Annotated in this window: 22 protein-coding genes; 8 read left to right on the top strand and 14 right to left on the bottom strand. The window is 71.6% G+C overall.

Annotated features, from left to right (window positions below; translation table 11 throughout):
• Positions 1–47: 47 nt before the first annotated feature.
• Positions 48–761: a hemolysin III family protein gene (locus tag ACGFYY_RS03070; RefSeq protein ID WP_393706732.1), complete on the bottom strand. Its 714-nt coding sequence runs from the start codon at positions 759–761 to the stop codon at positions 48–50.
• A 220-nt stretch (positions 762–981) separates the two neighbouring features.
• Here ACGFYY_RS03070 and ACGFYY_RS03065 point away from each other — a divergent pair, with 220 nt between their 5' ends.
• Positions 982–2,808: a phosphoenolpyruvate carboxykinase (GTP) gene (locus tag ACGFYY_RS03065; protein ID WP_365278811.1), complete on the top strand. Its 1,827-nt coding sequence runs from the start codon at positions 982–984 to the stop codon at positions 2,806–2,808.
• 113 nt (positions 2,809–2,921) lie between these two features.
• On the opposite strand, the gene ACGFYY_RS03060 is transcribed toward ACGFYY_RS03065, so the two are convergent.
• The 4 genes from ACGFYY_RS03060 to ACGFYY_RS03045 form a co-directional block, all read right to left on the bottom strand.
• Positions 2,922–3,533, bottom strand: coding sequence for a hypothetical protein (locus ACGFYY_RS03060; RefSeq protein ID WP_393706731.1), 612 nt, complete (start codon positions 3,531–3,533; stop codon positions 2,922–2,924).
• Positions 3,520–5,079: a substrate-binding domain-containing protein gene (locus ACGFYY_RS03055; protein WP_393706841.1), complete on the bottom strand. Its 1,560-nt coding sequence runs from the start codon at positions 5,077–5,079 to the stop codon at positions 3,520–3,522. Before ACGFYY_RS03055 ends, ACGFYY_RS03060 begins: the two co-directional genes overlap by 14 nt.
• Before the next feature lie 62 nt (positions 5,080–5,141).
• On the bottom strand, positions 5,142–6,326 hold the full coding sequence (locus tag ACGFYY_RS03050) for a toxic anion resistance protein (RefSeq protein ID WP_393706730.1): 1,185 nt from the start codon (positions 6,324–6,326) through the stop codon (positions 5,142–5,144).
• Positions 6,323–7,417: a hypothetical protein gene (locus ACGFYY_RS03045; protein WP_393706729.1), complete on the bottom strand. Its 1,095-nt coding sequence runs from the start codon at positions 7,415–7,417 to the stop codon at positions 6,323–6,325. The genes ACGFYY_RS03050 and ACGFYY_RS03045 overlap by 4 nt, the downstream gene beginning before the upstream one ends.
• A gap of 137 nt (positions 7,418–7,554) precedes the next feature.
• Between ACGFYY_RS03045 and ACGFYY_RS03040 the strand changes: the two genes are divergently transcribed.
• Positions 7,555–7,983, top strand: coding sequence for a hypothetical protein (locus ACGFYY_RS03040; RefSeq protein WP_393706728.1), 429 nt, complete (start codon positions 7,555–7,557; stop codon positions 7,981–7,983).
• A 48-nt stretch (positions 7,984–8,031) separates the two neighbouring features.
• On the opposite strand, the gene ACGFYY_RS03035 is transcribed toward ACGFYY_RS03040, so the two are convergent.
• The 3 genes from ACGFYY_RS03035 to ACGFYY_RS03025 form a co-directional block, all read right to left on the bottom strand.
• Positions 8,032–8,676 carry an RDD family protein gene (locus ACGFYY_RS03035; RefSeq protein ID WP_393706726.1) on the bottom strand — a complete coding sequence of 215 codons (645 nt, stop codon included), beginning with the start codon at positions 8,674–8,676 and terminating at the stop codon, positions 8,032–8,034.
• Between the two features lie 210 nt (positions 8,677–8,886).
• Entirely contained in the window at positions 8,887–9,279 is a 393-nt protein-coding gene (locus ACGFYY_RS03030) for a hypothetical protein (protein ID WP_365278795.1), read from the bottom strand.
• Positions 9,280–9,571: 292 nt separating this feature from the next.
• Positions 9,572–10,783 carry a pyridoxal phosphate-dependent aminotransferase gene (locus ACGFYY_RS03025; RefSeq protein ID WP_365278792.1) on the bottom strand — a complete coding sequence of 404 codons (1,212 nt, stop codon included), beginning with the start codon at positions 10,781–10,783 and terminating at the stop codon, positions 9,572–9,574.
• Between the two features lie 250 nt (positions 10,784–11,033).
• Between ACGFYY_RS03025 and ACGFYY_RS03020 the strand changes: the two genes are divergently transcribed.
• The 3 genes from ACGFYY_RS03020 to ACGFYY_RS03010 all read left to right on the top strand — a co-directional run bounded on the left by ACGFYY_RS03020 (position 11,034) and on the right by ACGFYY_RS03010 (position 13,376).
• A complete protein-coding gene (locus ACGFYY_RS03020) occupies positions 11,034–11,234 on the top strand; it encodes a hypothetical protein (RefSeq protein WP_393706725.1) in 201 nt (66 codons plus the stop codon).
• A gap of 14 nt (positions 11,235–11,248) precedes the next feature.
• On the top strand, positions 11,249–11,482 hold the full coding sequence (locus ACGFYY_RS03015; protein ID WP_158711812.1) for a hypothetical protein: 234 nt from the start codon (positions 11,249–11,251) through the stop codon (positions 11,480–11,482).
• A 1,417-nt stretch (positions 11,483–12,899) separates the two neighbouring features.
• Entirely contained in the window at positions 12,900–13,376 is a 477-nt protein-coding gene (locus ACGFYY_RS03010) for a macro domain-containing protein (protein WP_393706724.1), read from the top strand.
• Between the two features lie 11 nt (positions 13,377–13,387).
• Here the strand turns inward: ACGFYY_RS03010 and ACGFYY_RS03005 are convergent, their stop codons facing one another.
• Positions 13,388–13,747 carry a hypothetical protein gene (locus tag ACGFYY_RS03005; RefSeq protein WP_393706723.1) on the bottom strand — a complete coding sequence of 120 codons (360 nt, stop codon included), beginning with the start codon at positions 13,745–13,747 and terminating at the stop codon, positions 13,388–13,390.
• A 192-nt stretch (positions 13,748–13,939) separates the two neighbouring features.
• Here ACGFYY_RS03005 and ACGFYY_RS03000 point away from each other — a divergent pair, with 192 nt between their 5' ends.
• Positions 13,940–14,491 (top strand): GNAT family N-acetyltransferase, encoded by a 552-nt coding sequence (locus ACGFYY_RS03000; RefSeq protein ID WP_365273347.1) that lies wholly within the window; start codon positions 13,940–13,942, stop codon positions 14,489–14,491.
• 25 nt (positions 14,492–14,516) lie between these two features.
• On the opposite strand, the gene ACGFYY_RS02995 is transcribed toward ACGFYY_RS03000, so the two are convergent.
• The 5 genes from ACGFYY_RS02995 to ACGFYY_RS02975 form a co-directional block, all read right to left on the bottom strand.
• Entirely contained in the window at positions 14,517–14,969 is a 453-nt protein-coding gene (locus ACGFYY_RS02995) for a nitroreductase/quinone reductase family protein (RefSeq protein ID WP_365273350.1), read from the bottom strand.
• 169 nt (positions 14,970–15,138) lie between these two features.
• Positions 15,139–15,324, bottom strand: coding sequence for a hypothetical protein (locus ACGFYY_RS02990; protein WP_365273353.1), 186 nt, complete (start codon positions 15,322–15,324; stop codon positions 15,139–15,141).
• A 76-nt stretch (positions 15,325–15,400) separates the two neighbouring features.
• The gene (locus ACGFYY_RS02985; protein WP_393706722.1) at positions 15,401–16,417 is read right to left on the bottom strand and encodes a YdcF family protein; all 1,017 of its coding nucleotides are present in this window, start codon (positions 16,415–16,417) and stop codon (positions 15,401–15,403) included.
• A gap of 23 nt (positions 16,418–16,440) precedes the next feature.
• Entirely contained in the window at positions 16,441–18,024 is a 1,584-nt protein-coding gene (locus ACGFYY_RS02980; RefSeq protein ID WP_393706721.1) for an amidohydrolase family protein, read from the bottom strand.
• A 10-nt stretch (positions 18,025–18,034) separates the two neighbouring features.
• On the bottom strand, positions 18,035–19,327 hold the full coding sequence (locus tag ACGFYY_RS02975; protein ID WP_393706720.1) for an alanine racemase: 1,293 nt from the start codon (positions 19,325–19,327) through the stop codon (positions 18,035–18,037).
• Between the two features lie 178 nt (positions 19,328–19,505).
• Here ACGFYY_RS02975 and ACGFYY_RS02970 point away from each other — a divergent pair, with 178 nt between their 5' ends.
• Positions 19,506–20,258, top strand: a complete 753-nt coding sequence (locus tag ACGFYY_RS02970) for an IclR family transcriptional regulator (protein WP_393706719.1) — start codon at positions 19,506–19,508, stop codon at positions 20,256–20,258.
• Positions 20,255–20,665, top strand: a complete 411-nt coding sequence (locus ACGFYY_RS02965) for a RidA family protein (RefSeq protein WP_393706718.1) — start codon at positions 20,255–20,257, stop codon at positions 20,663–20,665. The genes ACGFYY_RS02970 and ACGFYY_RS02965 overlap by 4 nt, the downstream gene beginning before the upstream one ends.
• The last annotated feature ends 44 nt before the right edge of the window (positions 20,666–20,709 follow it).

The following is a 20,709-nucleotide window of genomic DNA, read 5'->3' as shown; positions in this document are numbered from 1 at the left end:
GGACCGGGCGGCACGACGGGACCCCGCCCCGGCGGGTTCCGGTCGACTCAGTGCTGGTAGGCGGCGAGCGAGATGCCGACGTAGTGGGCCACGAAGGCCGCGAGGGTCAGCGAGTGGAAGACCTCGTGGAAGCCGAAGAAGCGGGGGGAGGGGTTCGGGCGCTTCATGCCGTAGATGACCCCGCCCACGCTGTAGAGCAGGCCGCCGACGATCACCAGGACCAGGACGGCGATCCCGCCGGTGCGCATGAAGTCGGGCAGGAAGAAGACCGCCGCCCAGCCCATGGCGATGTAGCAAGGGGTGTACAGCCAGCGCGGGGCGCCCACCCAGAAGACCCGGAAGGCGATGCCGGCGGCCGCCGCGATCCACACCGCCCACAGCAGGGTCCGCCCGGTGGAGGGCGGGAGCAGTAGGACGGTCAGCGGGGTGTAGGTACCCGCGATGATCAGGAAGATGTTGGCGTGGTCGAGCCGCCGCAGGATGGCCTCGCCGCGCGGCCCCCAGGTGCCGCGGTGGTAGACCGCGCTGACGCCGAAGAGCAGGCAGGCCGTGAGGATGTAGACGCCGCAGGCGACCCGCGCCCGGGTGGAGTCGGTGAACGCCATCAGCGCCAGGCCCGCGACGACCACGGCGGGGAACATTCCGAGGTGCAGCCAGCCGCGCAGCAGCGGCTTCTCCTCCAGGGCGGTCTCGGCCGCCTCCAGAGCTTCGACGACCGGTGTGGCCTCGGCGGCCGGGACGGCTGCGGCATCAGAAGTCATGCGCGCCATGCTACCTACGGGTCCGTAGGTTTCCGTCAGTGGTCTTTACGGAAGATTGACGGACGTGGCAATGCTCACGTGAGAGGCCCTCTGGACATATGCGCACATCCACCGGATGATCAGATGAGTGCGGTCGACACCGGATGAGCGGAGCGCGAAGCGTCCGGGTCGCAGCCCCCACGGGGCCTACACCAAACAAACCCCTCAACAAGGAGCAATCGTGGCGCGCGACAACGCGGCTCCCACCATCCCGACGACTCACCAGGAGCTCATCTCCTGGGTGGACGAGATCGCAGCCCTCACGCAGCCGGACCGTGTCGTCTGGTGCGACGGCTCCGAAGCCGAGTACGAGCGCCTGTGCGAGGAGCTCGTCACCAAGGGAACGTTCAAGAAGCTCGACGAGACGAAGCGCCCGAACTCCTACTACGCCGCCTCCGACCCCTCCGACGTCGCGCGCGTCGAGGACCGTACCTTCATCTGCTCCGAGAAGGAGGAGGACGCGGGCCCGACGAACCACTGGAAGGCTCCTTCCGAGATGAAGGAGATGTTCTCCGGCGAGAAGGGCATCTTCCGCGGCTCCATGAAGGGCCGGACGATGTACGTCGTCCCGTTCTGCATGGGCCCCCTCGGCTCCGAGCTCTCCGCGATCGGCGTCGAGATCACCGACTCCGCCTACGTCGCCGTCGCCATGCGCACCATGACCCGCATGGGCAAGGCCGTCCTCGACGAGCTCGGCACCGACGGGTTCTTCGTCAAGGCCGTCCACACCCTCGGCGCTCCGCTCGCCGAGGGCGAGGCCGACGTGCCGTGGCCCTGCAACACCACCAAGTACATCTCGCACTTCCCGGAGACCCGCGAGATCTGGTCCTACGGATCCGGCTACGGCGGCAACGCCCTCCTCGGCAAGAAGTGCTACGCCCTGCGCATCGCGTCCGTCATGGCCCGCGACGAGGGCTGGCTCGCCGAGCACATGCTGATTCTCAAGCTCACCCCGCCGGCCGGCGAGGGCGAGACCAAATACGTCGCGGCCGCCTTCCCGTCCGCGTGCGGCAAGACCAACCTGGCCATGCTGGAGCCCACGATCTCCGGCTGGACCGTCGAGACCATCGGCGACGACATCGCCTGGATGCGCTTCGGCGAGGACGGTCGCCTCTACGCGATCAACCCCGAGGCCGGCTTCTTCGGCGTCGCGCCCGGCACCGGCGAGCACACCAACGCCAACGCCATGAAGACCATGTACGCGAACACCGTCTTCACCAACGTCGCGCTCACCGACGACGGCGACGTGTGGTGGGAGGGCATGACCGAAGAGGCGCCCGCGCACCTCGTCGACTGGAAGGGCAACGACTGGACTCCGGCCTCGGAGACCCCGGCCGCCCACCCCAACGCCCGCTTCGCCGTCCCGGCCTCCCAGTGCCCGACGATCGCCCCCGAGTGGGAGGACCCCAAGGGCGTCCCGATCTCCGCGATCCTCTTCGGCGGCCGCCGCGCCTCCGCCGTGCCGCTGGTCACCGAGTCCTTCGACTGGAACCACGGCGTCTTCATCGGCTCGAACATCGCCTCCGAGAAGACCGCCGCCGCCGAGGGCAAGGTCGGCGAACTGCGCCGCGACCCCTTCGCCATGCTGCCGTTCTGCGGCTACAACATGGGCGACTACATGGGTCACTGGGTCAAGGTCGGCGCCGACAAGGACCAGGCCAAGCTCCCGAAGATCTACTACGTCAACTGGTTCCGCAAGAACGACGCGGGCAAGTTCGTGTGGCCCGGCTTCGGCGAGAACAGCCGCGTCCTGAAGTGGATCGTCGGCCGCCTCGACGGCACCGCCGAAGGCGTCGAGACCCCCATCGGCATCCTGCCGACCAAGGACTCCCTCGACCTCGACGGCCTGGACCTCCCGGCCGAGGACCTCGACTTCCTCCTCACCGTCGACAAGGAGGTCTGGCGCGAGGAGGCCGCCTTGGTCCCCGAGCACCTCAACACCTACGGCGACCACACTCCCAAGGAGCTGTGGGACCAGTACCACGCACTCGTGGAGCGCCTGGGCTGAGCCAGGACGCGCCCTGAAGAAGGGCCATCGAACGTGGGAGCCCCCGACCAAGCGGCGCCCACCGCTGTGGGAGCCCCCGACCAAGCGGCGCCCACCGCAGCACATGACCGACCTCAGGAGCGTCCGCGCTCCTCCAGGTAGGCCGTGTGCGTCTGCTGACGGCGGACCTCCGCTTCGCGGAGGTCCGCCGTCACTCTTTCCGCCTCCGCGTACAGCAGGTCCAACTGACGCTCCAGGTGGCGCTCCGGGGACTCCCCGCCCGGAGTCAGCCGACTCCACCAACGCGTCCGGCCGTACGTGTCCACACACTCCGGAACGTCCCGCCGGATCGCCCGGGACAGCGCGTGCACCGCCTCCGGCTCGCCGGCCAGGACCTCCGCCACCCAACCCGGCTCCAGCAAGGCCCCGTACAGCTCCGACAGCCCGGCCCACCGGCCTTCCGCCGCCGCCGGCAACTCCACCTCGCCCAGGTACGCACCGAGCCGCGCGAAGTCCGCGCGCAGCGCGCCGATCTCCTCGCTCGGGTCGAAGGGCGGCGGCGCCACCCGCTCCGGCGGGGCGATCAACGCGCCCGCCCCGTACAGCCCGGCGATCACCAGCGGCCAGTACGCGCCCGCCACCCCGGCCAGGGTCAGTCCCAGCCCGACCACCCCGCAGGCGGATCCCGTCAGGTTCTTGCGCGACTCCAGATATCCGAGCATCCGGCGCGCCCTATTGGTAGCCACGGATCTCCTCGAAGGCTCCGGCCGGCGAACGGTTCCCGCCGGTGGCGTCGAAGAGCCGCCCGCCGGTCAGTTCGGTGATGTGGGTGAGCTCCTTGCGGTCCGAGTCCCCGAACAGCACCGCGAAGACCGGCGTCCGCTTCTGCGCGGGCGGCAGGGCCGCGTAGAAGGAGTCGAAGTGCGCGGCCCCGACCCCCTCGGTGTTCTCGCCGTCCGTCATCAGCACGACGGAGGTGAACGCGTCCGCGCCGCCCTTGCCCAGGTGCTGGTACGCCGCCTCCAGACTGTCGTAGATCGCCGTACCCCCGTCCGGCTCCAGCGAGGCCACGTCCCCCCGGATCGCGTCCAGGGCCGGCCCCGGATCGCCGGGTTCGACGACGTGCGTCCGCACCTTCTTCACCTTGGACCCGAAGGGCAGCAACGTCACCTCCTCACGGTCGCGGAACCGCTGCCCGGTACCCGAACTCCCCGAACCCGTCAGATCGGACAGCGCCGCCTTCAGCCGCCCGATCCGGTCCTCCTCCTCCATCGAACCCGAGGTGTCCAGCACGTACACCGTCCGCGAGGGCCGACGCAGCTCGTTCTCGTAACCGGCCAACAGCCCGTCCGCCACCGAACGCGAGCCCGGGAAGGGCAGCTCGCGCCGCTTCTCCGCGTCCAGCCCGGCGGCCGGCGCCACCCCGGCCGCGACCGGGCGGCGGAAGGTCTGCTCGGTGATCGCCTTCTGCGCCTCCGGGCCCCGCAGGTACTCCGTCAGCGCCCGGCCCGAATCCCGCGCCCCGGCCGGGGCCGAGGTCAACAGCGTCAGCGGATAGTGGGCGGTGACCACACCGTCGCGCGGCCGTATCACCGTCAACGGAGCCCCGGCCCCCTTCACGTCCCGGTTCATCGACAGCAGCACCGACTCGTAGTTCACCAGCGCGTCCACGTCCCCGCGCTTGGCATACGCGGACACCAGCCAGCCCGAGGAGCCCGAGGTCAGCTGCTGCCCGGCGAAGAACTCCTTCAGCCGAGGCGTCGCCGCCCGCACGTCCGCGTCGGTCAGCGCCGCCTGCGCGCCCGACAGCCCGGAGGCCACCGACACCAGCGCCGAGAAACCGGAGTTGGACCGCACCGGATCCGTCATCCCGTACGTCAGCTTCCCGGCGGCCACGGCCTCGTGCACCGCCGGCCAGGTGACCTCCCCGGGCTGCCAGCCGAGCCGGGCCAAGGCCTCCGGCCGGACGCCGAGCGCGACCGGCGAGGACATCACCGGGGTCTCGCTGGAGAGCTTCCCGGCCGCCTCCGGCCGCAGCCGCAGGTAGTCGTTGGAGGAGAGCCAGACCGCGTCGTACGTGCCGTCCGCCGCCCCCGAGGCGACCTGCTCGGCGGCGTCCAAGGTCCCCGACCAGGTCAGCTCGACGCTGACGCCGGTGGCGGCCTTCGCGGCCTTCAGGATCGGCTCCATGTCACCGAGCTCGCTGGAGGCCAACACCCGCAGGTGACCCTCCCTGTACTTCGACTCCGTGGGCTCGGCGGGCCCGTCGGCGGTGCAGCCCGTGACGGCCATCAGCCCGGCGAGGGCGAAGCCGATCCAGCACCGCCCGCGCAGGCCCCGCCCGCGCGCGGCGCTCACGGCGCACCGCCTTCCAGGACAACCGCACCGCGGGTCCGCGCGAGGTGCGCCGAGGCGCTCTGCAGCTCACCGGCCAGCGACTCCACCGTCGCCGCCATGTTCTGCGTCGCCTGCACCTTGAACGTGTCGATCGCGTCCAGCGTCCGGTAGATCTGCGCGAAGGCGGTCCGCAGCGTCTCGACGCCCACCGCCGGATCGGCCGCGATCCGCTGGATCTCGCCGCTCTGCGCGGACAGCATCTCCGCGTTGCCCCGGATCAGCTCCTCGGTCGTCCCCCTCAGGGCGTCGACCTGCTCGATCACCTTGCGCTGGTGGTCGAGGGCCGAGGCCAGCATCACGGCGATCCGCAGCGCCGACACGGTGGTGGTGGCGGCCCGGTCCACCCCCTTGATCAGCTCGTCGTTGTTGCGCCGGACCACATCCATCGTCAGGTAGCCCTGCGCGCAGACGGCCAGCTGCGTCAGCAGGTCCTGGTGCTTCTGCCGGACCGGGAAGAGTACGTCCGCGCGCAGCGCGTCGGCCGCACCAGGATCGATGTGCTCCGCCTCGGCGATCCGCTGCTCGACGGCGCTGTCCAGGGCCTCGGTCAGGACCGCGTACTCCTGGAGCCTGCCCATGGTCTCCCACAGGCGGGAGCGTTCGGTGTGCAGCGCCGCGTTGTCGCGGCGCAGTTCGTCCTGGCCGCCGCGCAGCGAGCCCACGATCCTGTTGAGGGTGGCCTGCGAGGAGGCGTACTTCGCCACGTGGTCGCGGAACCTGTTGCCGCCCGGCAGCTTCGCGAGCAGCTTGCGGGCCCCCTTGGCGGGCGTGTCCCGCGGGTCGAGGTCCTCGACCGTGCGCCGCAGCTCCACGAGGGAGCCGGCGACCCGGGCCTGGGCGTCGCCGCCGTCGGAGCCCAGTGAGCGTACGGCCCGCTCCAGCATCCGGTTGGACTGCTGGGCGGCGCTGCGGATGTCGCCGGAGCCGAGGCCGGTCATCTCGCCGATGCGCTGCGCGAACTCGGGGGAGCGGGCGTCGATCGCGGCGAGCGAGCCGACGTACTCCTCGGCCCGGCGGGCCATCTCCTCGCGGACGCCGTCCGGCAGCGGGACCAGCCCCGCGGCCTGCTCCTTGCGTACGGGGGCCACGGGCTCCGGCGGGCTCAGACGGAAGGGCGTGTCCTCGGGCGGTGTCAGCGTCATGGTGTGTCCCCCTGGCCCTTGGCGCGCTGGGCCAGCGCCATCAGGATCTTGACGGTGGGTGTGCCGACCTGGCGGATGCCGGTCAGCCCCGTGTTGAGGTAGGCGGTGTGCGGCGCCGTGGCGGCGGTGAACTCGGCCACGCCCTCCTGCGGGCGGAACCCGCGGAGCACGGCCAGTTCGCGCAGCTTCGGATCGGTGGCGAGGAGGGTGCCCAACTCCTTCGCCTTCTCGGTCAGCGGCACGAAGGTGTGCGCCGAGTTGACGGTGGTGTCCGGGTAGAGCACGACCATGTCGCCCGGGTCCTGCCTCTGCATCAGCAGCGAGGCCACCTGGGACTCGTACACCAGGATCAGCGGCTCGCCACTGCCGCTGATGAAGGCCCGGAAGGGGTCGTCGGTGCTGGGCTCCAGCGCGCCCTGGACGGAGATGAGCTTGTGCATCAGGGGCGCGGTGCGGGCGATGCCGGCGTCGTCGGCGACCACGGTGTCGCCGTTCGCCACGTTGGACGTGGCGGCGAGGAAGAGCGCGCCGGAATTGGAGGAGGCCGGGTCGGTGGTCTTGATGAACACCGTGCCGGTCAGCTCGGCGTGGGCCGCGGAGCCGGGCAGCTGCTGCCAGGTGCGGTCCTCGCCGGAGGCCTTGAGGAACGGACCCATGAGCAGGGTCCCGGAATTCTTGCCGGTCATCCTGGCGAGGCCGTTGGCGGCCAGCACCTCGGCGGCGCCCCGGCGGGCGATGACGACGAGGGGGGAGAAGAACGGCTTGGTCTCCTGGACCCCCTTGAGGCCGGCGGCGGCCGCGACCTCCTTGGCGGGTTCACTGCTGCTGGGGAAGGCGAAGTCGAATTCCTTGAGGGCGAGTTGGTCCATCGCCCAGGAGCCCGAGGTCTCCGTCCGAACGGTGTAGCCCTTGGCTGCAAGGGCCTTGACGACATCGGGGTCGCGGAAGAATTCGGACTTCTCCGAGCCGATGACGCCACGCACGGTCTTCGTTGCCGTGGTTTCTGGGTGATCCTGCCCCTGGAACGCGACGACGTAGAGCACGCCGCCGATCAGGAGGAGGCCCAGGACGATTCCTAGGATGCGTCTCACGGGTGCAGCGTGCTCGCGGAAACCCACATTCCGCGCCAAGTCGGGTGAACGTCAGGTGTCCAGGCGGTCCCACTTCGAAATGCTGTGTGAGCCCTCGGGTGCTGGTGGGCGGGGCGGCGGGCCGGGAGGATCAGGGCATGGCTGTGAGCACGTTGAAATGGCAGGGCTGGCTGGTCGGCCTGGTGGCGGTGGCCGGGCTGCTGGTGTTCGCCCCGCTGGGTCTGTACGTGTGGGCGAGCGGCGGCGACCCGCCGCCGGCGCCGCCGAGGGCTGCGGTGGAGGACGTACGCGTCACCGGCTGCCGCATCGATCCGGCCAGCCGCCGGGTGGTGGCCGCGGTCGAGGCGACGGGGCGGGCCGAGGGCCCCGGCGCGTACGTGGTCACGGTGGAATTCCGCGACCGCGCCGAAGCGGACCCGCGGGGGCGGGCCGCGCAGGCGCTGGTGAAGATCCCGGGCGTGACCCCGGGCGCGACCGAGTACGGGGAAGCGGTCGGCCCGGTGTGGCCGGTGGCGACGGTGCCCTGGTGCGGGGTCGCCGGTGCGGAGTTCGCGCGGACTCCCTGAGCGGATGCCGTGCGCGGGGAGTCGCCACCGGTCCTCACCGTGCGGCGATCAGCCGTTCCTGTTCACCTTGATGACGACGGTGCTGCACACCTTGTCGGCGAAGGTCTGCTTCTTCTCGTCCCACAGCGGCCACAGGTAGCCGATGTAGCAGGCGGCGCCGTCGAGGATGTGGGCCAGCTTGCGGACGAACGCCATGCCGAAGCCGAGCGTGGCCCCGTCGAGCTCGCGGTGCACGCTGATGCCGACGATCTTCTTGCCGAGCGTCTGGCCGGTGGTGCCTTCCCTGTACAGCTGGAAGAAGAACATGCCGAGGAAGTACAGCATGCCGACCAGGCTGAGGACGCCGGCGACCGCGTCGCCCGACTCGTTGCCGGAGAACGCCACGCCGAGACCGGTCAGCGCGTACATCGGACCCGCGATGATCAGTCCGTCGAGCAGGGTCGCGCCCACGCGCAGACCCCAGTGGGCGAGCGGCGGCATCCCCATGCCCGGCATGCCCGGCGCGTGCATCCCCGGCGGCGGGTACGCGCCGTACGGCGACGGGGCCTGCTGCGGGTAGCCGTACTGCGGGGCCGCGCCCTGCGGCGGCTGCTGGGGGTAGCCGTACTGCGGGGGCACGCCCTGCGGGGCCTGCTGCGGGTGGCCCTGCGGAGGCTGCTGGCCGTAAGGGTTGTTCGGGTCGCCGAAGCTCATGGGCGAGTCTCTCCAGAATGCTCGAACGGGGACGAAGCGGAGTGGAGGAGATCGACCATGCGGAGCGGCCTCCCCCGTGCTGCCGCGATCTTTCAGCCATCATCGTGTTCGGAGCACGGGGTTCTGTCCAATTTCCGTCCCTGCCGCAGGCCCACGGGCAAGGAAGGTGGCACCCGATCCGGAGCCTCCGCGGCCCCGGACCGGGGCCGTCTAGAGGGCGCCTGCCAGGTCCGAGGAGTTCAGGGCGGCGGCGTGTGCGTCCATGCGCTCGGCGGCGAGGATCGCGACGGTGGTGTCGGCACGGGACGCGGCGACGAGGAGCGCGCGGGCGGCGAGGTCGTGCGCGCGCCGGTGCAGCACGGCGGTGTCCTCGGGGGAATGGCGCGGCGCACGGGTGGGCTGGTTGCCGCGCAGTCGCGCGACCTGGGCGGCGATCTCGGCGGCGCCCGCTTCGAGTCCGAGCTCGTCGGTGACGGCGAGCAGGGCCGAGAGATGACCGGCGAGCTGGATGTCCAGCGCTTCGCCACGGCTGCTGTGCGGGTAGTCGGCCGGAGTCGCGCCCATGCGGTGGACGACCGGCTTCGTGCGGATCGGCTCGTACATGAGGTGGCCTCCTGCGTGGTCAGGAGACCATCCTACATTGGATTGGTTCTAAAGTTGAGCTGGATCCTGCCGTTGAGGGGTGGGGGGGGGCGGGGGGGGGGCCCCCGGGGGCCCCCCCCCCCCCCCCCAACCGGGTGGTTGGGTGGGGGTTGGTTGCGCGTCCGGGGCCCGGGGCGGGCCGGGGGCGGGGGGGTGGGCGGGGGGGCCCGGGGGGGGGGGGCGGGGGGGGGGGGCGGGGGGCGCGCCCCCCCCCCCCCCCCCCCCCCCCCCCCCCCCCCCCACCGCTCCGCGACTACAACTGGTTGTAGCCGTCGAGGAAGTTGCCGATCCGGGTCACGGCGTCGGCCAGGTCCTTGGCGTTCGGGAGGGTCACGATCCGGAAGTGATCGGGCTCGGGCCAGTTGAAGCCCGTACCGTGCACCACCATGATCTTCTCGGCCCGCAGCAGGTCCAGGACCATCTGCCGGTCGTCCTTGATCTTGTAGACGGACGGGTCCAGCCGCGGGAAGGCGTACAGCGCACCCTTCGGCTTGACGCACGTGACGCCCGGGATCTGGGTGAGCAGGTCGTACGCGACGTTGCGCTGCTCCAGGATCCGCCCGCCGGGCAGGACCAGGTCCTCGATCGACTGCCGGCCGCCGAGCGCCGTGGCCACGGCGTACTGCGAGGGCATGTTCGCGCACAGGCGCATGTTCGCCAGGACCGTGAGGCCCTCGATGTAGCAGCCGGCGTGCTTCTTGGGGCCGCAGACCGCCATCCAGCCGGCCCGATAGCCGGCGACGCGGTAGTTCTTCGAGAGCCCGTTGAAGGTCAGCGTCAGCAGGTCGGGGGCGATGGCGGCGGTGTTGTGGTGCACGGCGCCGTCGTAGAGGATCCGGTCGTAGATCTCGTCCGAGCAGACGACCAGGTTGTGCCGGCGTGCGATGTCCGTGAGCCCGCGCAGCATCTCCTCGTCGTAGACGGCGCCGGTCGGGTTGTTCGGGTTGATGATGACGATCGCCTTGGTGCGATCGGTCACCTTGCGCTCGATGTCGGCGAGGTCGGGCATCCAGTCGGACTGCTCGTCGCAGCGGTAGTGCACGGCCGTGCCGCCGGCGAGGGACACCGAGGCGGTCCACAGCGGGTAGTCCGGTGCGGGGACCAGGACCTCGTCGCCGTCGTCGAGCAGGGCCTGCATCGACATCTGGATCAGCTCGGAGACGCCGTTGCCGAGGTAGATGTCCTCGACGTCCAGGTCGATGCCCTTGGTCTGGTAGTGCTGCATGACCGCGCGGCGCGCGGAGAGCAGCCCCTTCGCGTCACCGTAACCGTGGGCGGTGCCCAGGTTGCGGAGCATGTCCTCAAGGATCTCCGGAGGGCACTCGAAGCCGAAGGCCGCGGGGTTGCCCGTGTTGAGCTTGAGGATGCGATGACCTGCTGCTTCGAGCCGCATCGCCTCTTCGAGCACGGGGCCGCGGATCTCGTAACAGACATTGGCGAGTTTGGTTGACTGGATCACCTGCATGACGGGAGCTTACGGGCCCGGGTGCGAGCTTGACGTGTGTTTTCGAAGAGCGGTCCACGGGGTGGTTTGTCCCATTTCGGGCAATGGGTGGGTGGGGAAGTGGTCCCCCCTTGGAATCCGGGGCCGCGCCCGCGTTCCGACCTGCGGAACGGGTGCGGCGCGGGCCTCTGCGAGCACATGGTGTTGCGCTCGTCACCCCAGGTGGGCGGGTGGATCGGGAGCGACGGGGTAGGCCGCATGAGTACCCCGGATGAGTACGCGCACTCATGTGGCCCCCGACGCCTCGGTGGAGGCTGGGCGCATGAACCAGGGCGAGTGGAAGCCGGCGGACCACCGACGGCGAACCGAACGGGTGGGTGCGGTCGTCGTGGCCGTGGCCGGCGCGCTCATGGCGGCGGGAGCGCTCTTCGTCGCGTTCCTCCTGCTGGTGTACGTGTCCAGCGGCAACTGAGGGAGCGCGAGGCAGTGGTTTTCGTAGTCGGTGACATGGAGATCGCCACGGTCGGCACGGATGGCGACGACCGGGCGATCGAGTTCCTGGTCAGGCCGGAAGGAGTCCTGGAGGAGGCCCGCTTCGCGATCTTCCGCGAACACGACCAGGACTGGGAATCGGCCCGCCTCGCCATCGACCCCCACGCGGGCAGCGTCCCCCTGGCGGCGGTGGAATGGGCGGTGGAATTCGCCCGCGAGTACTTGTGAGGCGGGGCGGGGGTCGGCTGGGCGGGGCGGCTGGGCGGGGTGGGAAGGTCCGGCGGGGGTGTGGTGTGCGGGATCCTGCCGGGGCGGCATCAGGGGTGGGTATGGGGGTTTCCCGTCAGTCCCATCGTCCCTCCGGGTCGGGCCGGTCCCTCAAGGGCGCTCCCTGCGGTCGCGTCGCTTCGCGATGTCGCTGCGCTCCACCCTTGACCGACCGTCCCGCCCCGGAGAAACGAAAGACTGCCGGGAAGCCCCCAAAAGAACGAGCCGGTCGATCCTTTCAGGGGCGGGGACATCACAGAAGCCAAGGCAGGCCCGGGTGGGCGCGGTCCCGAGACGGGCCCGTGGAAAGCCCGCACGGGAGCGCCGGGGCGCGCCCGATCGCTACCCGCTCCTCATCCCTCAGCGTCCGACGACCGTCTGTGGCTGGACATAAGCTGCCCACGCCCCGCAGACGCTTCCCGTCCGAGGCGCCCGCAGGCTGACCGGGCCGGACATAGGCCGCCCAAGACCCATGGATGCTTCCTGTCCGGGGCGTCCGCAGGCTGACCGGGCCGGACATAGGCCGCCCCGGACCCTTGAACGCTTCTCGGTGACCGCGACCGACGCCGTCAGCCGCCGATGAGAGGGGCGGACGGCCGACAGCTCGGCCCATCGGTGGTGGATGCGGGTCAGCGCGAGCCCGGCACCACCAACCCACCCCCAAAGCGGCGCAATAAGGGCAAATCTTCGGCCGTCCGGACCGTCCACGCGCGCTGACCCGCATCCACCACGGAACAGCCGTGCTTCCACGCCCCTGCACCCCGGACGGTCGTCGGACGCCTCGCATGGGGAACGCCCCAGGGGCGTGGGCGGCCTATGTCCAGCCCAAGGCGGTCGTCGGACGCAGGTCGGGCAACGGACCGAGCTCGTGGGCGGCCTATGTCCAGCCCAAGACGGTCGTCGGACGCCGAGAGGTGAGGAGCGCGTAGCGATCGGACGCGCTTCCCCCGACACCGCGCGCTGCTCCCATGGGCCCCGTCTCGGGAACGCCCCCACGCCCGACCGGGTCGGACATCTCTGATCGCCCCGTCCCTATGACCTTGGACCGGCTCGTTCTTTTGGGGGCTTCTCGGCAGTCTTTCGTTTCTCCGGGGCGGGACGGTCGGTCAAGGGTGGCCGTAGGCCATCGCGAAGCGACGCGACGACGAAGGAGGAGCGCCCTTGAGGGACCGGCCCGACCCGGAGGGACGATGGGACTGACGGGAAACCCCCATACCCACCCCTGATGCCGCCCGGCCGGCTTCCGCGCACCACACCCCCGCCGGACCTTTCCACCCCGCCCAGCCGCCCCCGCCCAGCCGCCCCCGCCCAGCCGGCTCCCGCCCCCCGAAGCCCCCGCCCGCCCCCGACCGTCCGTCCTCGCGCGTAGGGTTCCCGCATGAAGGCGCTGCGGATCATCGGCGGGGATGCGACGAGTCCCCAGGCCAAGGGGCCCAAGGTCATCGCACATGTCTGCAACGACCTCGGGGGGTGGGGGAAGGGCTTCGTGCTGGCCGTTTCGAAGCGGTGGGCCGAGCCCGAGGCCGCGTACCGGGCTTGGCATCGGGGGCGTAGCGGGAACGACTTCGGGCTGGGCGCCGTGCAGTTGGTGCGGGTGAAGCCCGATGTGTGGGTGGCCAACATGGTCGGTCAGCGAGGGATGAGGGCCGGGAGCGGGGGGCCGCCCATTCGCTACGACGCCGTGGGGCGCTGCCTCGCCGCGCTCGCCGACCATGCCGTCGAGCTGGGGGCGAGTGTCCACATGCCGCGCATCGGGTGCGGGCTTGCGGGTGGTACGTGGTCGCGGATCGAGCCGCTGATCACCGAGGCGCTCTGTGCGCGGGATGTGGAAGTGACCGTCTACGACCGCGGGTGAGTGGGGCGTTCTCAGTGACCGGCGGCCGGTGCGTGGTGGATCGGCCATGCCGGCGTCGTGATCCTGGGTGCGCGGCGCTTGCGGGTCTGGAAGGTGAGCAGGGCGGCTCCTGAGGCGACCGTCGTGAGGAACGGCAGTGCCGCGGCGGCCAGCTGCCAGGCGACCCCGATGTCCAGGGTGCTCACCAGGGCCGTCACCGGAGCGACAGCGATGATCGACAGCAGTGCGATCCGGGCCTGCAGCGGCAGCTTGCGGCTCGCCGCGACGGTCGCGAGGCCCAGGGCCGCGCTCGCCGTGAGGATCACGGCCAGGCCGATCAGGGCGAGGGCAAGGACGAGGACAGAGCCGACGAGCAGCAGGACCAGGCCCATGTCGTGCCCACCTCCGGTTTCGGGGCAACCCGTCGCGAGGGCAGACGGATCCGTATTCCCGCTGCTCCGGCAGGTTCGCCGGAGCCCATACTGTCAGAGCTGTTGAACGTGTTCAATACAGTCTCCTGTGTCACCCGTAGGCCCTGGTGTCGGCGGTGGGGTCCGGCGGTGGGGGCGTGGCACGATCGCGGGATGCAGTACCGGTACGCCACCGAGGCCGACGCTCCCGCCATGGCCGAGCTCTTCGCCGCCAACCACCACGACGCGCTGACGGAACGGCAGCGGGCGGAACAGGGTTTCGTGCAGGGCCGCTTCGACGTCGGCGCGCTGCGGGCGATGGCCGATGCGCGGGAGCTGCTGGTCGCGGACGACGCCGGCCGGATCGCCGGGCTGCTCGCGCTGTCCGAGCCCGCGACCCTGGCCGACCCGTCGCCGCCGGTCGCGGGCCTGCTCCGGGCGCAGGCGGCGCTGGAGTGGCAGGGGCGTCCGCTGGCCCGGGCGCGCTGGCTGCTCTACGGGCCGGTGGTGGTCGCCGTCGCGTACCGGGGGCGTGGCGTGGCCCGGGCGCTGTTCACCATGGCCGTGGCGGCGGCCTCGGAGCGAGCCGAGGCCGTGGTCGCCTTCATCGAGGCCGGGAACGTGCCGTCCTGGAAGGTGCACGTCGACGGCTTCGGCATGGTCCCGCTGGGCGACTTCGTCGCGGGCGGCCGTACGTACAGCGCGGTCGCCGCGCCGACGCACTAGGCGGCGTCCCGCCGATCGAGCCCGGTCAGCCCACGCGCTCCAGGATCACCAGCGGGATCTCGCGGGGTCGGGCCGCGGCGCGGTCGTCCTCGAACGGCGGCCACAGGGCCGTCATCATCTCCCAGTACACCTCCCGCTCCTGCGGCGTGGCGGTACGCGCCAGCGCCGTGAAGGTGGCGGCCCCGACCTGGAGGCGGACCTCCGGGTGGGCGCTGAGGTTCCGGTACCAGTGGGGGTGGTCCGGGGCGCCGTAGGCGGAGGCCAGGACGATGTGGCGGCCGGCGTCCTCGCAGTAGATCAGCGGGGTGCGGACGGCGCGCCCGCTCGCGCGGTCGAGCGTGCTCAGCAGAAGGGTGGGGACCCCGTGCCAGAGGTGCCCGTCGGATCCCGCGGTGCTCACGTAGGCGCGTACGTGGTCGAGACGTGGGCCCGGTCGCGGGTCGGTGGGGTGGTCCCAGTCGACATCCAGTGCGTGCATTTGCCTGTCCTTAGGGTCGTGTCCCCCTTGCGGCTAACGAGCATGAACGATTCTGGATGCGCCCTGCCCTCACCGGCCCCGGCACCGCCCCCGCACCGGCCCGGACAGCGGTCGGCCCCGCCCCGGGGTGCGACCCCGGGGCGGAGTTCGGCGGCATCCGTATCGCGCCCTACGGCAGATAGCGCTCGATGACCTGCGGGCCCTCCTTCTCGATGAGGCGCCGGGCCTTCTCGATCCGCTCCGGAGTCGGGTCGTGGCCGGTCGCCATCACGAGGTCCTCGGGGTCGTACGGTCGCTCCCCGCCCGTGAAGAGCCGGTCCGACCGTGTGGGCTGCTCGTCGGGTTCACTGACCATCGCGTACCTCCTACGGTTTTCCCCTGGCCCCATGGTCCGACCGCAGCCCCATGAACGCACGTCGACCGCGCGCGGGTCAGACGAGGACCGCCGCCAGCGTGCCGAGCGCGCCGAAGACGGTGAGCAGCGCGCAGATCGACAGGTTCACGACCCGGTGCTCCCAGAAGATCGCGACGAACTCGCGGATGGTGGCGCTCGGCCAGTAGTACTTCGCGGTGGGGGAGCCCAGGACCTGCCCGTTGACATCGGTCTTGCGGGCCAGCATCGCCGCGCGGAAGGCGTGGAAGTTGTTGGTGACCACCACGCACCGGTAGGCGGGGTCGTGCGCCGTCATGATGTCCCGGCTGAAGAGCATGTTCTCCTCGGTCGTGGTGGAGCGGTCCTCCAGTACGACGTGCTGCTCGGGCACCCCCTGCGCGATCAGCCAGTCCGCCATCGCCCGGGCTTCGGAAACCTTCTCGTCCGAGCCCTTGCCGCCCGAGACGAGAAGCACCGGGGGCCGACCGGTCCGGGCCAGCTGGGCCTCGTAGATCTGCTGACCCTTGCGCAGGCGGGAGGCCAGCAGAGGCGGCACGCGGTCACCGCCGACCAGGCCCGAGCCGAGCATGACCACGTGGTCGACGTCGCCGCGCACCTTGATCCGGCCGTAGAGGAAGGCGTAGCCGAGGAAGCAGAAGAAGACGAAGGAGATGTAGCCGGCGACCACGGTGAGTGTTCCCGCGATCCCGCCGAGGAGCGGGGAGCCGACCACGCCGACGAGGGCCAGCAGGGCGATCAGCGCGAAGATCGCGAGGCCCGCGAGCATCGACAGCAGGTTGGCCGGCCGGAATCCCTCCTTGCGGATCATGATCAGGCCGTTGCGGACGAGGAAGATGCCCAGGGCCAGGGTGGCGAACGCCGGTGAGGCGAAGGCGATCACGACGACCGTGACGGCCGCCCAGGTGGGCAGCTTGCCGACCTGGAGGAACAGTGCGGAGAACAAGCTGAGGAAGGTCAGTCCCAGGAGCACGGCGTTGCTGAACCGGCGCCGGTCCCGTCGGACGCTTACGCAGAACGCGAGGAAGAGCAGGGCGGCGAGGGCGAAGGCGACCATGCCGACCATCGTAGATGTCGGATCTACCGAAGATCGCGGGCGGTGCGGCGCACCGAGCGCCCGGCCAGCACGTCCGTCCGGCGCCCGTCGCGCATGACGAAACGCCCGTCGATCAGGACGTGCGGGACGCCGATCGGGGCCGCGCGTGGCCGCTCGTACGTCGATCCGGCCGCGACCGTGTCCGGGTCGAACAGCACGAGGTCGGCGCGGTACCCCACGCGGACCAGGCCCCGGTCGGGCAGCCGCAGGCGCGCCGCGGGCCGGCCGGCCAGATGCGCCACGCACTCCTCCAGGGAGAGCAGGCCGAGTTCGCGGACGTAGTGGCCGAGGTAGTGGGGGAAGGTGCCGTAGGCGCGCGGGTGCGGTTTCGCGCCCTGGAGGATGCCGTCGGAGCCGCCGGTGTGGACGCGGTGGCGCATGATCGCCCGGACGTTCTCCTCGTCCCCCACGTGCTGGAGGATCGTCGGCGCGAGCCGGTCGCCGAGCAGGAGCCGGCGGGCGGTCTCCCAGCCGTCCAGGCGCCTGCCGACGTACGACCCGTGGGCGGGGTCGGCGGTGCCCGAGATCTCGATCGTCGACCAGTCGACGGGGACGCCGTGGCAGCCGTCGGAGCCATCGACCTCCAGCGCGTGGCGGATCCGCTCGGCCTGGGCGTCGTCCCGCAGCCGGGCCAGGACCGCCTCCGGGCCGCCCTCGTTCGCCCAGCTCGGGAGGAGCGCGACGAGGGTGGTGCAGCCGGGGGTGTACGGGTAGCTGTCGAGGGTGATGTCGGCGCCCTCGGCCAGGGCCGCGTCGAGCAGGGCGAGCAACTCGGGGGCCCGGCCCCGGTTCTCGCCGAAGTTCATGGTGGCGTGCGCGAGGTGCAGGGCGCAGTCGGCCTCCCGGGCGAGGGCGACCATCTCGGCGTAGGCGGCGAGCGCGTCGCGACCGTAACTGCGGTGGTGCGGGCAGTAGTAGCCGCCGTACCGGGCCACGACCCGACACAGCTCGGTCAGTTCGGACCCGGTGGCGTACATGCCGGGGGTGTAGGTGAGGCCGGAGGACAGCCCGACTGCGCCCTGGGCCAGGCCGTCGGCGACGAGCCGGCGCATCCGGTCCAGCTCGTCCGCGGTCGCGGGCCGGTCCGCCCAGCCGAGGGCGTACGCGCGGACCGTGCCCTGGGGGACCAGGTAGGCGGCGTTGACGGCCACCCCCCGACCTCCGTGGGCCCGGTCCAGCCGGTCGAGGTACTCGCCGACCGTGCGCCAGTCGAAGTCGATGTCCTCGCCGGGGCCGTTCCAGCCGGCGATGGCGGCCCGCACCTCGCCGAGGGTGCGGTCGTCGACGGGCGCGTACGACAGGCCGTCCTGGCCGAGGACTTCGAGGGTCACGCCCTGCGCGGCCTTCGCGCTGTGGTCCGGGTCGCGGAGCAGGGCGAGGTCGCTGTGGGCGTGCATGTCCACGAAGCCCGGGGCGAGGACGAGTCCGTGCGCGTCGAGGGTGCGGCGCCCGCCGCCCGGGAGCCTGCCGATCTCGGCGATCCGGCCCTCGTGGACAGCGACGTCGGCCGGGTACGAGGGCCCGCCCGTGCCGTCGACGACGCGGGCCCCCCGGATGACCAGGTCCACCGGCCGGCGCCTAGAAGAAGGTGCGCACGTAGTCGGTGACGGTGCCGTCGGCCTCCACGACCGGGATCAGCGGCCACTTCTCGAAGATCGTGCAGGGGTGGGCCATGCCGAGCGAGACCCAGTCACCTACCTCCAGGGTGGTGGCGTCGGCGTCCGTCTCGATCCAGGCGTGCTGGTCGGACAGCTTGGACACCCGGATGCCGGAGGCGGCGCGCTCGACGCCGTCGCGGGCGCTGCGCACGGTGAGCACCTCGGGCAGGCCCAGGTCATAGGCGATGTCGCGCTTGCCCGCGTTGACGAAGGCCTGGTCGGGTGTGGGGCGGGAGACCACCTGGGTCCACAGCCGGAAGGCGGGGACCAGGCCGCCCTCCTCGGGGACGCGGTTGAAGGGGGTCAGGCCCGAGTACCAGCCGTGGTCGTGGGAGACGTACGCGCCGGAGCGCAGCAGCGGCAGCACGGGCAGCGACAGCTCCGGGATCTCCGCGAAGACCTCGGCGACGGCGTCGAACCACTCGCTGCCGCCCGCGCTGACGATGACCTCGTCCAGGCCGGTGCCGGTGAAGTGGCCCTGCTTGTCGAGATCGGCGGCGAGCGCGGTGAGGCGGCGCAGCCAGCCGCGGACGCTGTCGGCGTCGGCGCCGGGCATGGTGGCCTCGTAGCCGGCCACACCGGCCAGGCGCAGGGCGGGGGCCGCGGCGACGGCCTCGGCGACGGCCAGGCATTCCGCGTCGGTACGCAGCCCCGTACGTCCCTCGGCGCCGGCGCCGAGTTCGAGGACGACGTCGATGACGACGCCGTGGTCGTGCAGGGCGGCGTCCATGAGCTCGACCCCGCGGACGGAGTCGACGTAGCAGACGAACCGGAAGTCGGGGTCGGCGGCGAGCTCGTCGGCGACCCAGCGCAGGGCGGGGGCGTCCACGAGCTCGTTGGCCAGGAAGATCCGCCGGATGCCGAACGCCCGGCAGACGTGGGCCTGGTGGGGCATGGCCACGGTGATGCCCCACGCGCCGTGCTCCAGCTGGCGCTGGAAGAGCTGGGGAGCCATGCAGGTCTTGCCGTGCGGCGCGAAGGCGAGGGAGTGGCGGGCGGCGTACGTGCCGAGCGCGGCGAGGTTGTGCTCCAGGGCGTCCGCGTCGAGCGTCAGGACGGGGGTGGTGAAGCCGCCGGTGTACAGATCGCGGCGCTCGGCGGCGAGCCGGCCGACCGTGAGGCCCTGCGTCCGGGCTTCCGGGGGGAGTCCCTTGAACCGGTGGTCCACCGGCTCGTCGGCAAGGTCCTTGACGTGGTCGCTGGCGCTGGCCATGCGGATGCCTCCCGGTTGTGTTGCGTGAGCTGCAACGGTCGTTGCGTGTGCAGCTGCATGCTGTCTAACATCCGGGTGACGACGGGTCAACGTGCGGCGCCGCTGCGGGGGTGCCGCCCCCGAGCCCCCGCGCCGCGAACGCCGGCGAGGCTGGATCTTCCGTACGAGAGGACGAGAGATGAGCCAGTCGGTCGAGAGGGCACTGGGCGTCCTGCCGCTGCTCGCGCGAGGCCCGGCCTCGCTCGGCGAGGTCGCCGACGAGCTCGGCGTGCACAAGAGCACCGCGCTCCGCCTCCTGCGCACCCTGCACGAGCGCGGCTTCGTCTACCGCCGCCCCGACGGCCGCTACCGGCTCGGCGCGCAGTTGTTCGCGCTCGCCGCCGAGGCCATCGAGAACCTGGACGTCCGGGAGATCGCGCACCCCTACCTCGTCGAGCTGAACCGGGCCACCGGGCACACCGTTCACCTCGCCCTCCACCAGGACGACGAGGTCGTGTACGTCGACAAGGTCGACAGCCGCTACCCGGTCCGCATGTACTCCCGCATCGGCAGGCCCGTGCCCCTCACGGTCGCGGCCGTGGCCAAGCTGCTGCTCGCCGACCTGCCCGAGGTCGAGCTCCGGGCCCTCGCCGACCGGATCGAGTACCCCCGCTACACCGCCCGCTCCACCCCGGACGCGGCGGCCTTCCTGCGCGAGCTGGACCTCGTACGGACGCGGGGTTGGGCCACCGATCTCGGGGGGCACGAGGAGTCCATCAACTGCCTCGGGGCGCCCGTGCGCGGGCCGGACGGGCGGGTCGTCGCGGCGCTGTCGGTCTCCGCGCCCGGCGTGGTGGTCCCCGCCGAGGGACTGCTCGAACTGCTGCCGCAGGTGCTGCGTACCGCCGAAGCCATCAGCCAGGACTACTCAGGAACCCAGGAGAGCCCGTGAGCGAGAAGATCGCCGTCACGCCCGACACCCACACCACCCCGCCCGCGAAGTTCTCGCACGGCGTGCGGAAGGGGAACATCCTCCAGGTCGCCGGCCAGGTCGGCTTCCTCCCGCACGTCGAGGGGCAGCCGCCCACCCCCGCCGGGCCGACCCTGCGCGAGCAGACCCTCCAGACGCTGGAGAACGTCCGCTCCGTCCTGGAGGCCGGTGGTGCGCGCTGGGACGACGTGATGATGATCCGCGTCTACCTCACCGACGCCGGGCACTTCGCCGAGATGAACGGCATCTACAACGCCTACTTCGAGGAGCAGGGCCTGAAGGAGGCTCCCGCCGCCCGCACCACGGTGTACGTGGGCCTGCCGGCCGGGCTGCTCATCGAGATCGACGCCCTCGCCGTCCTCGGCTGACGCGGGGCCGAGGTCGGACGCGCGGTCGGAGACGCGGTCGGACG

Origin of the sequence: Streptomyces sp. NPDC048331, from assembly GCF_043201215.1 — a bacterium.
Classification (GTDB): Bacteria; Actinomycetota; Actinomycetes; order Streptomycetales; family Streptomycetaceae; genus Streptomyces.
Note: the sequence above shows the minus strand (reverse complement) of the source record. Positions and strands in the feature narration are given on the sequence as shown.

Bases quoted from the DNA above. Each gene is read 5' to 3' on its own strand.
- ACGFYY_RS03010 (WP_393706724.1), top strand. From the start codon at position 12,900: ATGAAGGCGCTGCGGATCATCGGCGGGGATGCGACGAGTCCCCAGGCC.
- ACGFYY_RS03025 (WP_365278792.1), bottom strand. From the start codon at position 10,783: ATGCAGGTGATCCAGTCAACCAAACTCGCCAATGTCTGTTACGAGATC.
- ACGFYY_RS02985 (WP_393706722.1), bottom strand. From the start codon at position 16,417: ATGGTCGCCTTCGCCCTCGCCGCCCTGCTCTTCCTCGCGTTCTGCGTA.
- ACGFYY_RS03005 (WP_393706723.1), bottom strand. From the start codon at position 13,747: ATGGGCCTGGTCCTGCTGCTCGTCGGCTCTGTCCTCGTCCTTGCCCTC.
- ACGFYY_RS03020 (WP_393706725.1), top strand. From the start codon at position 11,034: ATGAGTACGCGCACTCATGTGGCCCCCGACGCCTCGGTGGAGGCTGGG.
- ACGFYY_RS03055 (WP_393706841.1), bottom strand. From the start codon at position 5,079: ATGGCCGTCACGGGCTGCACCGCCGACGGGCCCGCCGAGCCCACGGAG.
- ACGFYY_RS03070 (WP_393706732.1), bottom strand. From the start codon at position 761: ATGACTTCTGATGCCGCAGCCGTCCCGGCCGCCGAGGCCACACCGGTC.
- ACGFYY_RS03030 (WP_365278795.1), bottom strand. From the start codon at position 9,279: ATGTACGAGCCGATCCGCACGAAGCCGGTCGTCCACCGCATGGGCGCG.
- ACGFYY_RS03035 (WP_393706726.1), bottom strand. From the start codon at position 8,676: ATGAGCTTCGGCGACCCGAACAACCCTTACGGCCAGCAGCCTCCGCAG.
- ACGFYY_RS02975 (WP_393706720.1), bottom strand. From the start codon at position 19,327: ATGGCCAGCGCCAGCGACCACGTCAAGGACCTTGCCGACGAGCCGGTG.
- ACGFYY_RS03000 (WP_365273347.1), top strand. From the start codon at position 13,940: ATGCAGTACCGGTACGCCACCGAGGCCGACGCTCCCGCCATGGCCGAG.
- ACGFYY_RS02970 (WP_393706719.1), top strand. From the start codon at position 19,506: ATGAGCCAGTCGGTCGAGAGGGCACTGGGCGTCCTGCCGCTGCTCGCG.
- ACGFYY_RS03040 (WP_393706728.1), top strand. From the start codon at position 7,555: ATGGCTGTGAGCACGTTGAAATGGCAGGGCTGGCTGGTCGGCCTGGTG.
- ACGFYY_RS02990 (WP_365273353.1), bottom strand. From the start codon at position 15,324: ATGGTCAGTGAACCCGACGAGCAGCCCACACGGTCGGACCGGCTCTTC.
- ACGFYY_RS03050 (WP_393706730.1), bottom strand. From the start codon at position 6,326: ATGACGCTGACACCGCCCGAGGACACGCCCTTCCGTCTGAGCCCGCCG.
- ACGFYY_RS02995 (WP_365273350.1), bottom strand. From the start codon at position 14,969: ATGCACGCACTGGATGTCGACTGGGACCACCCCACCGACCCGCGACCG.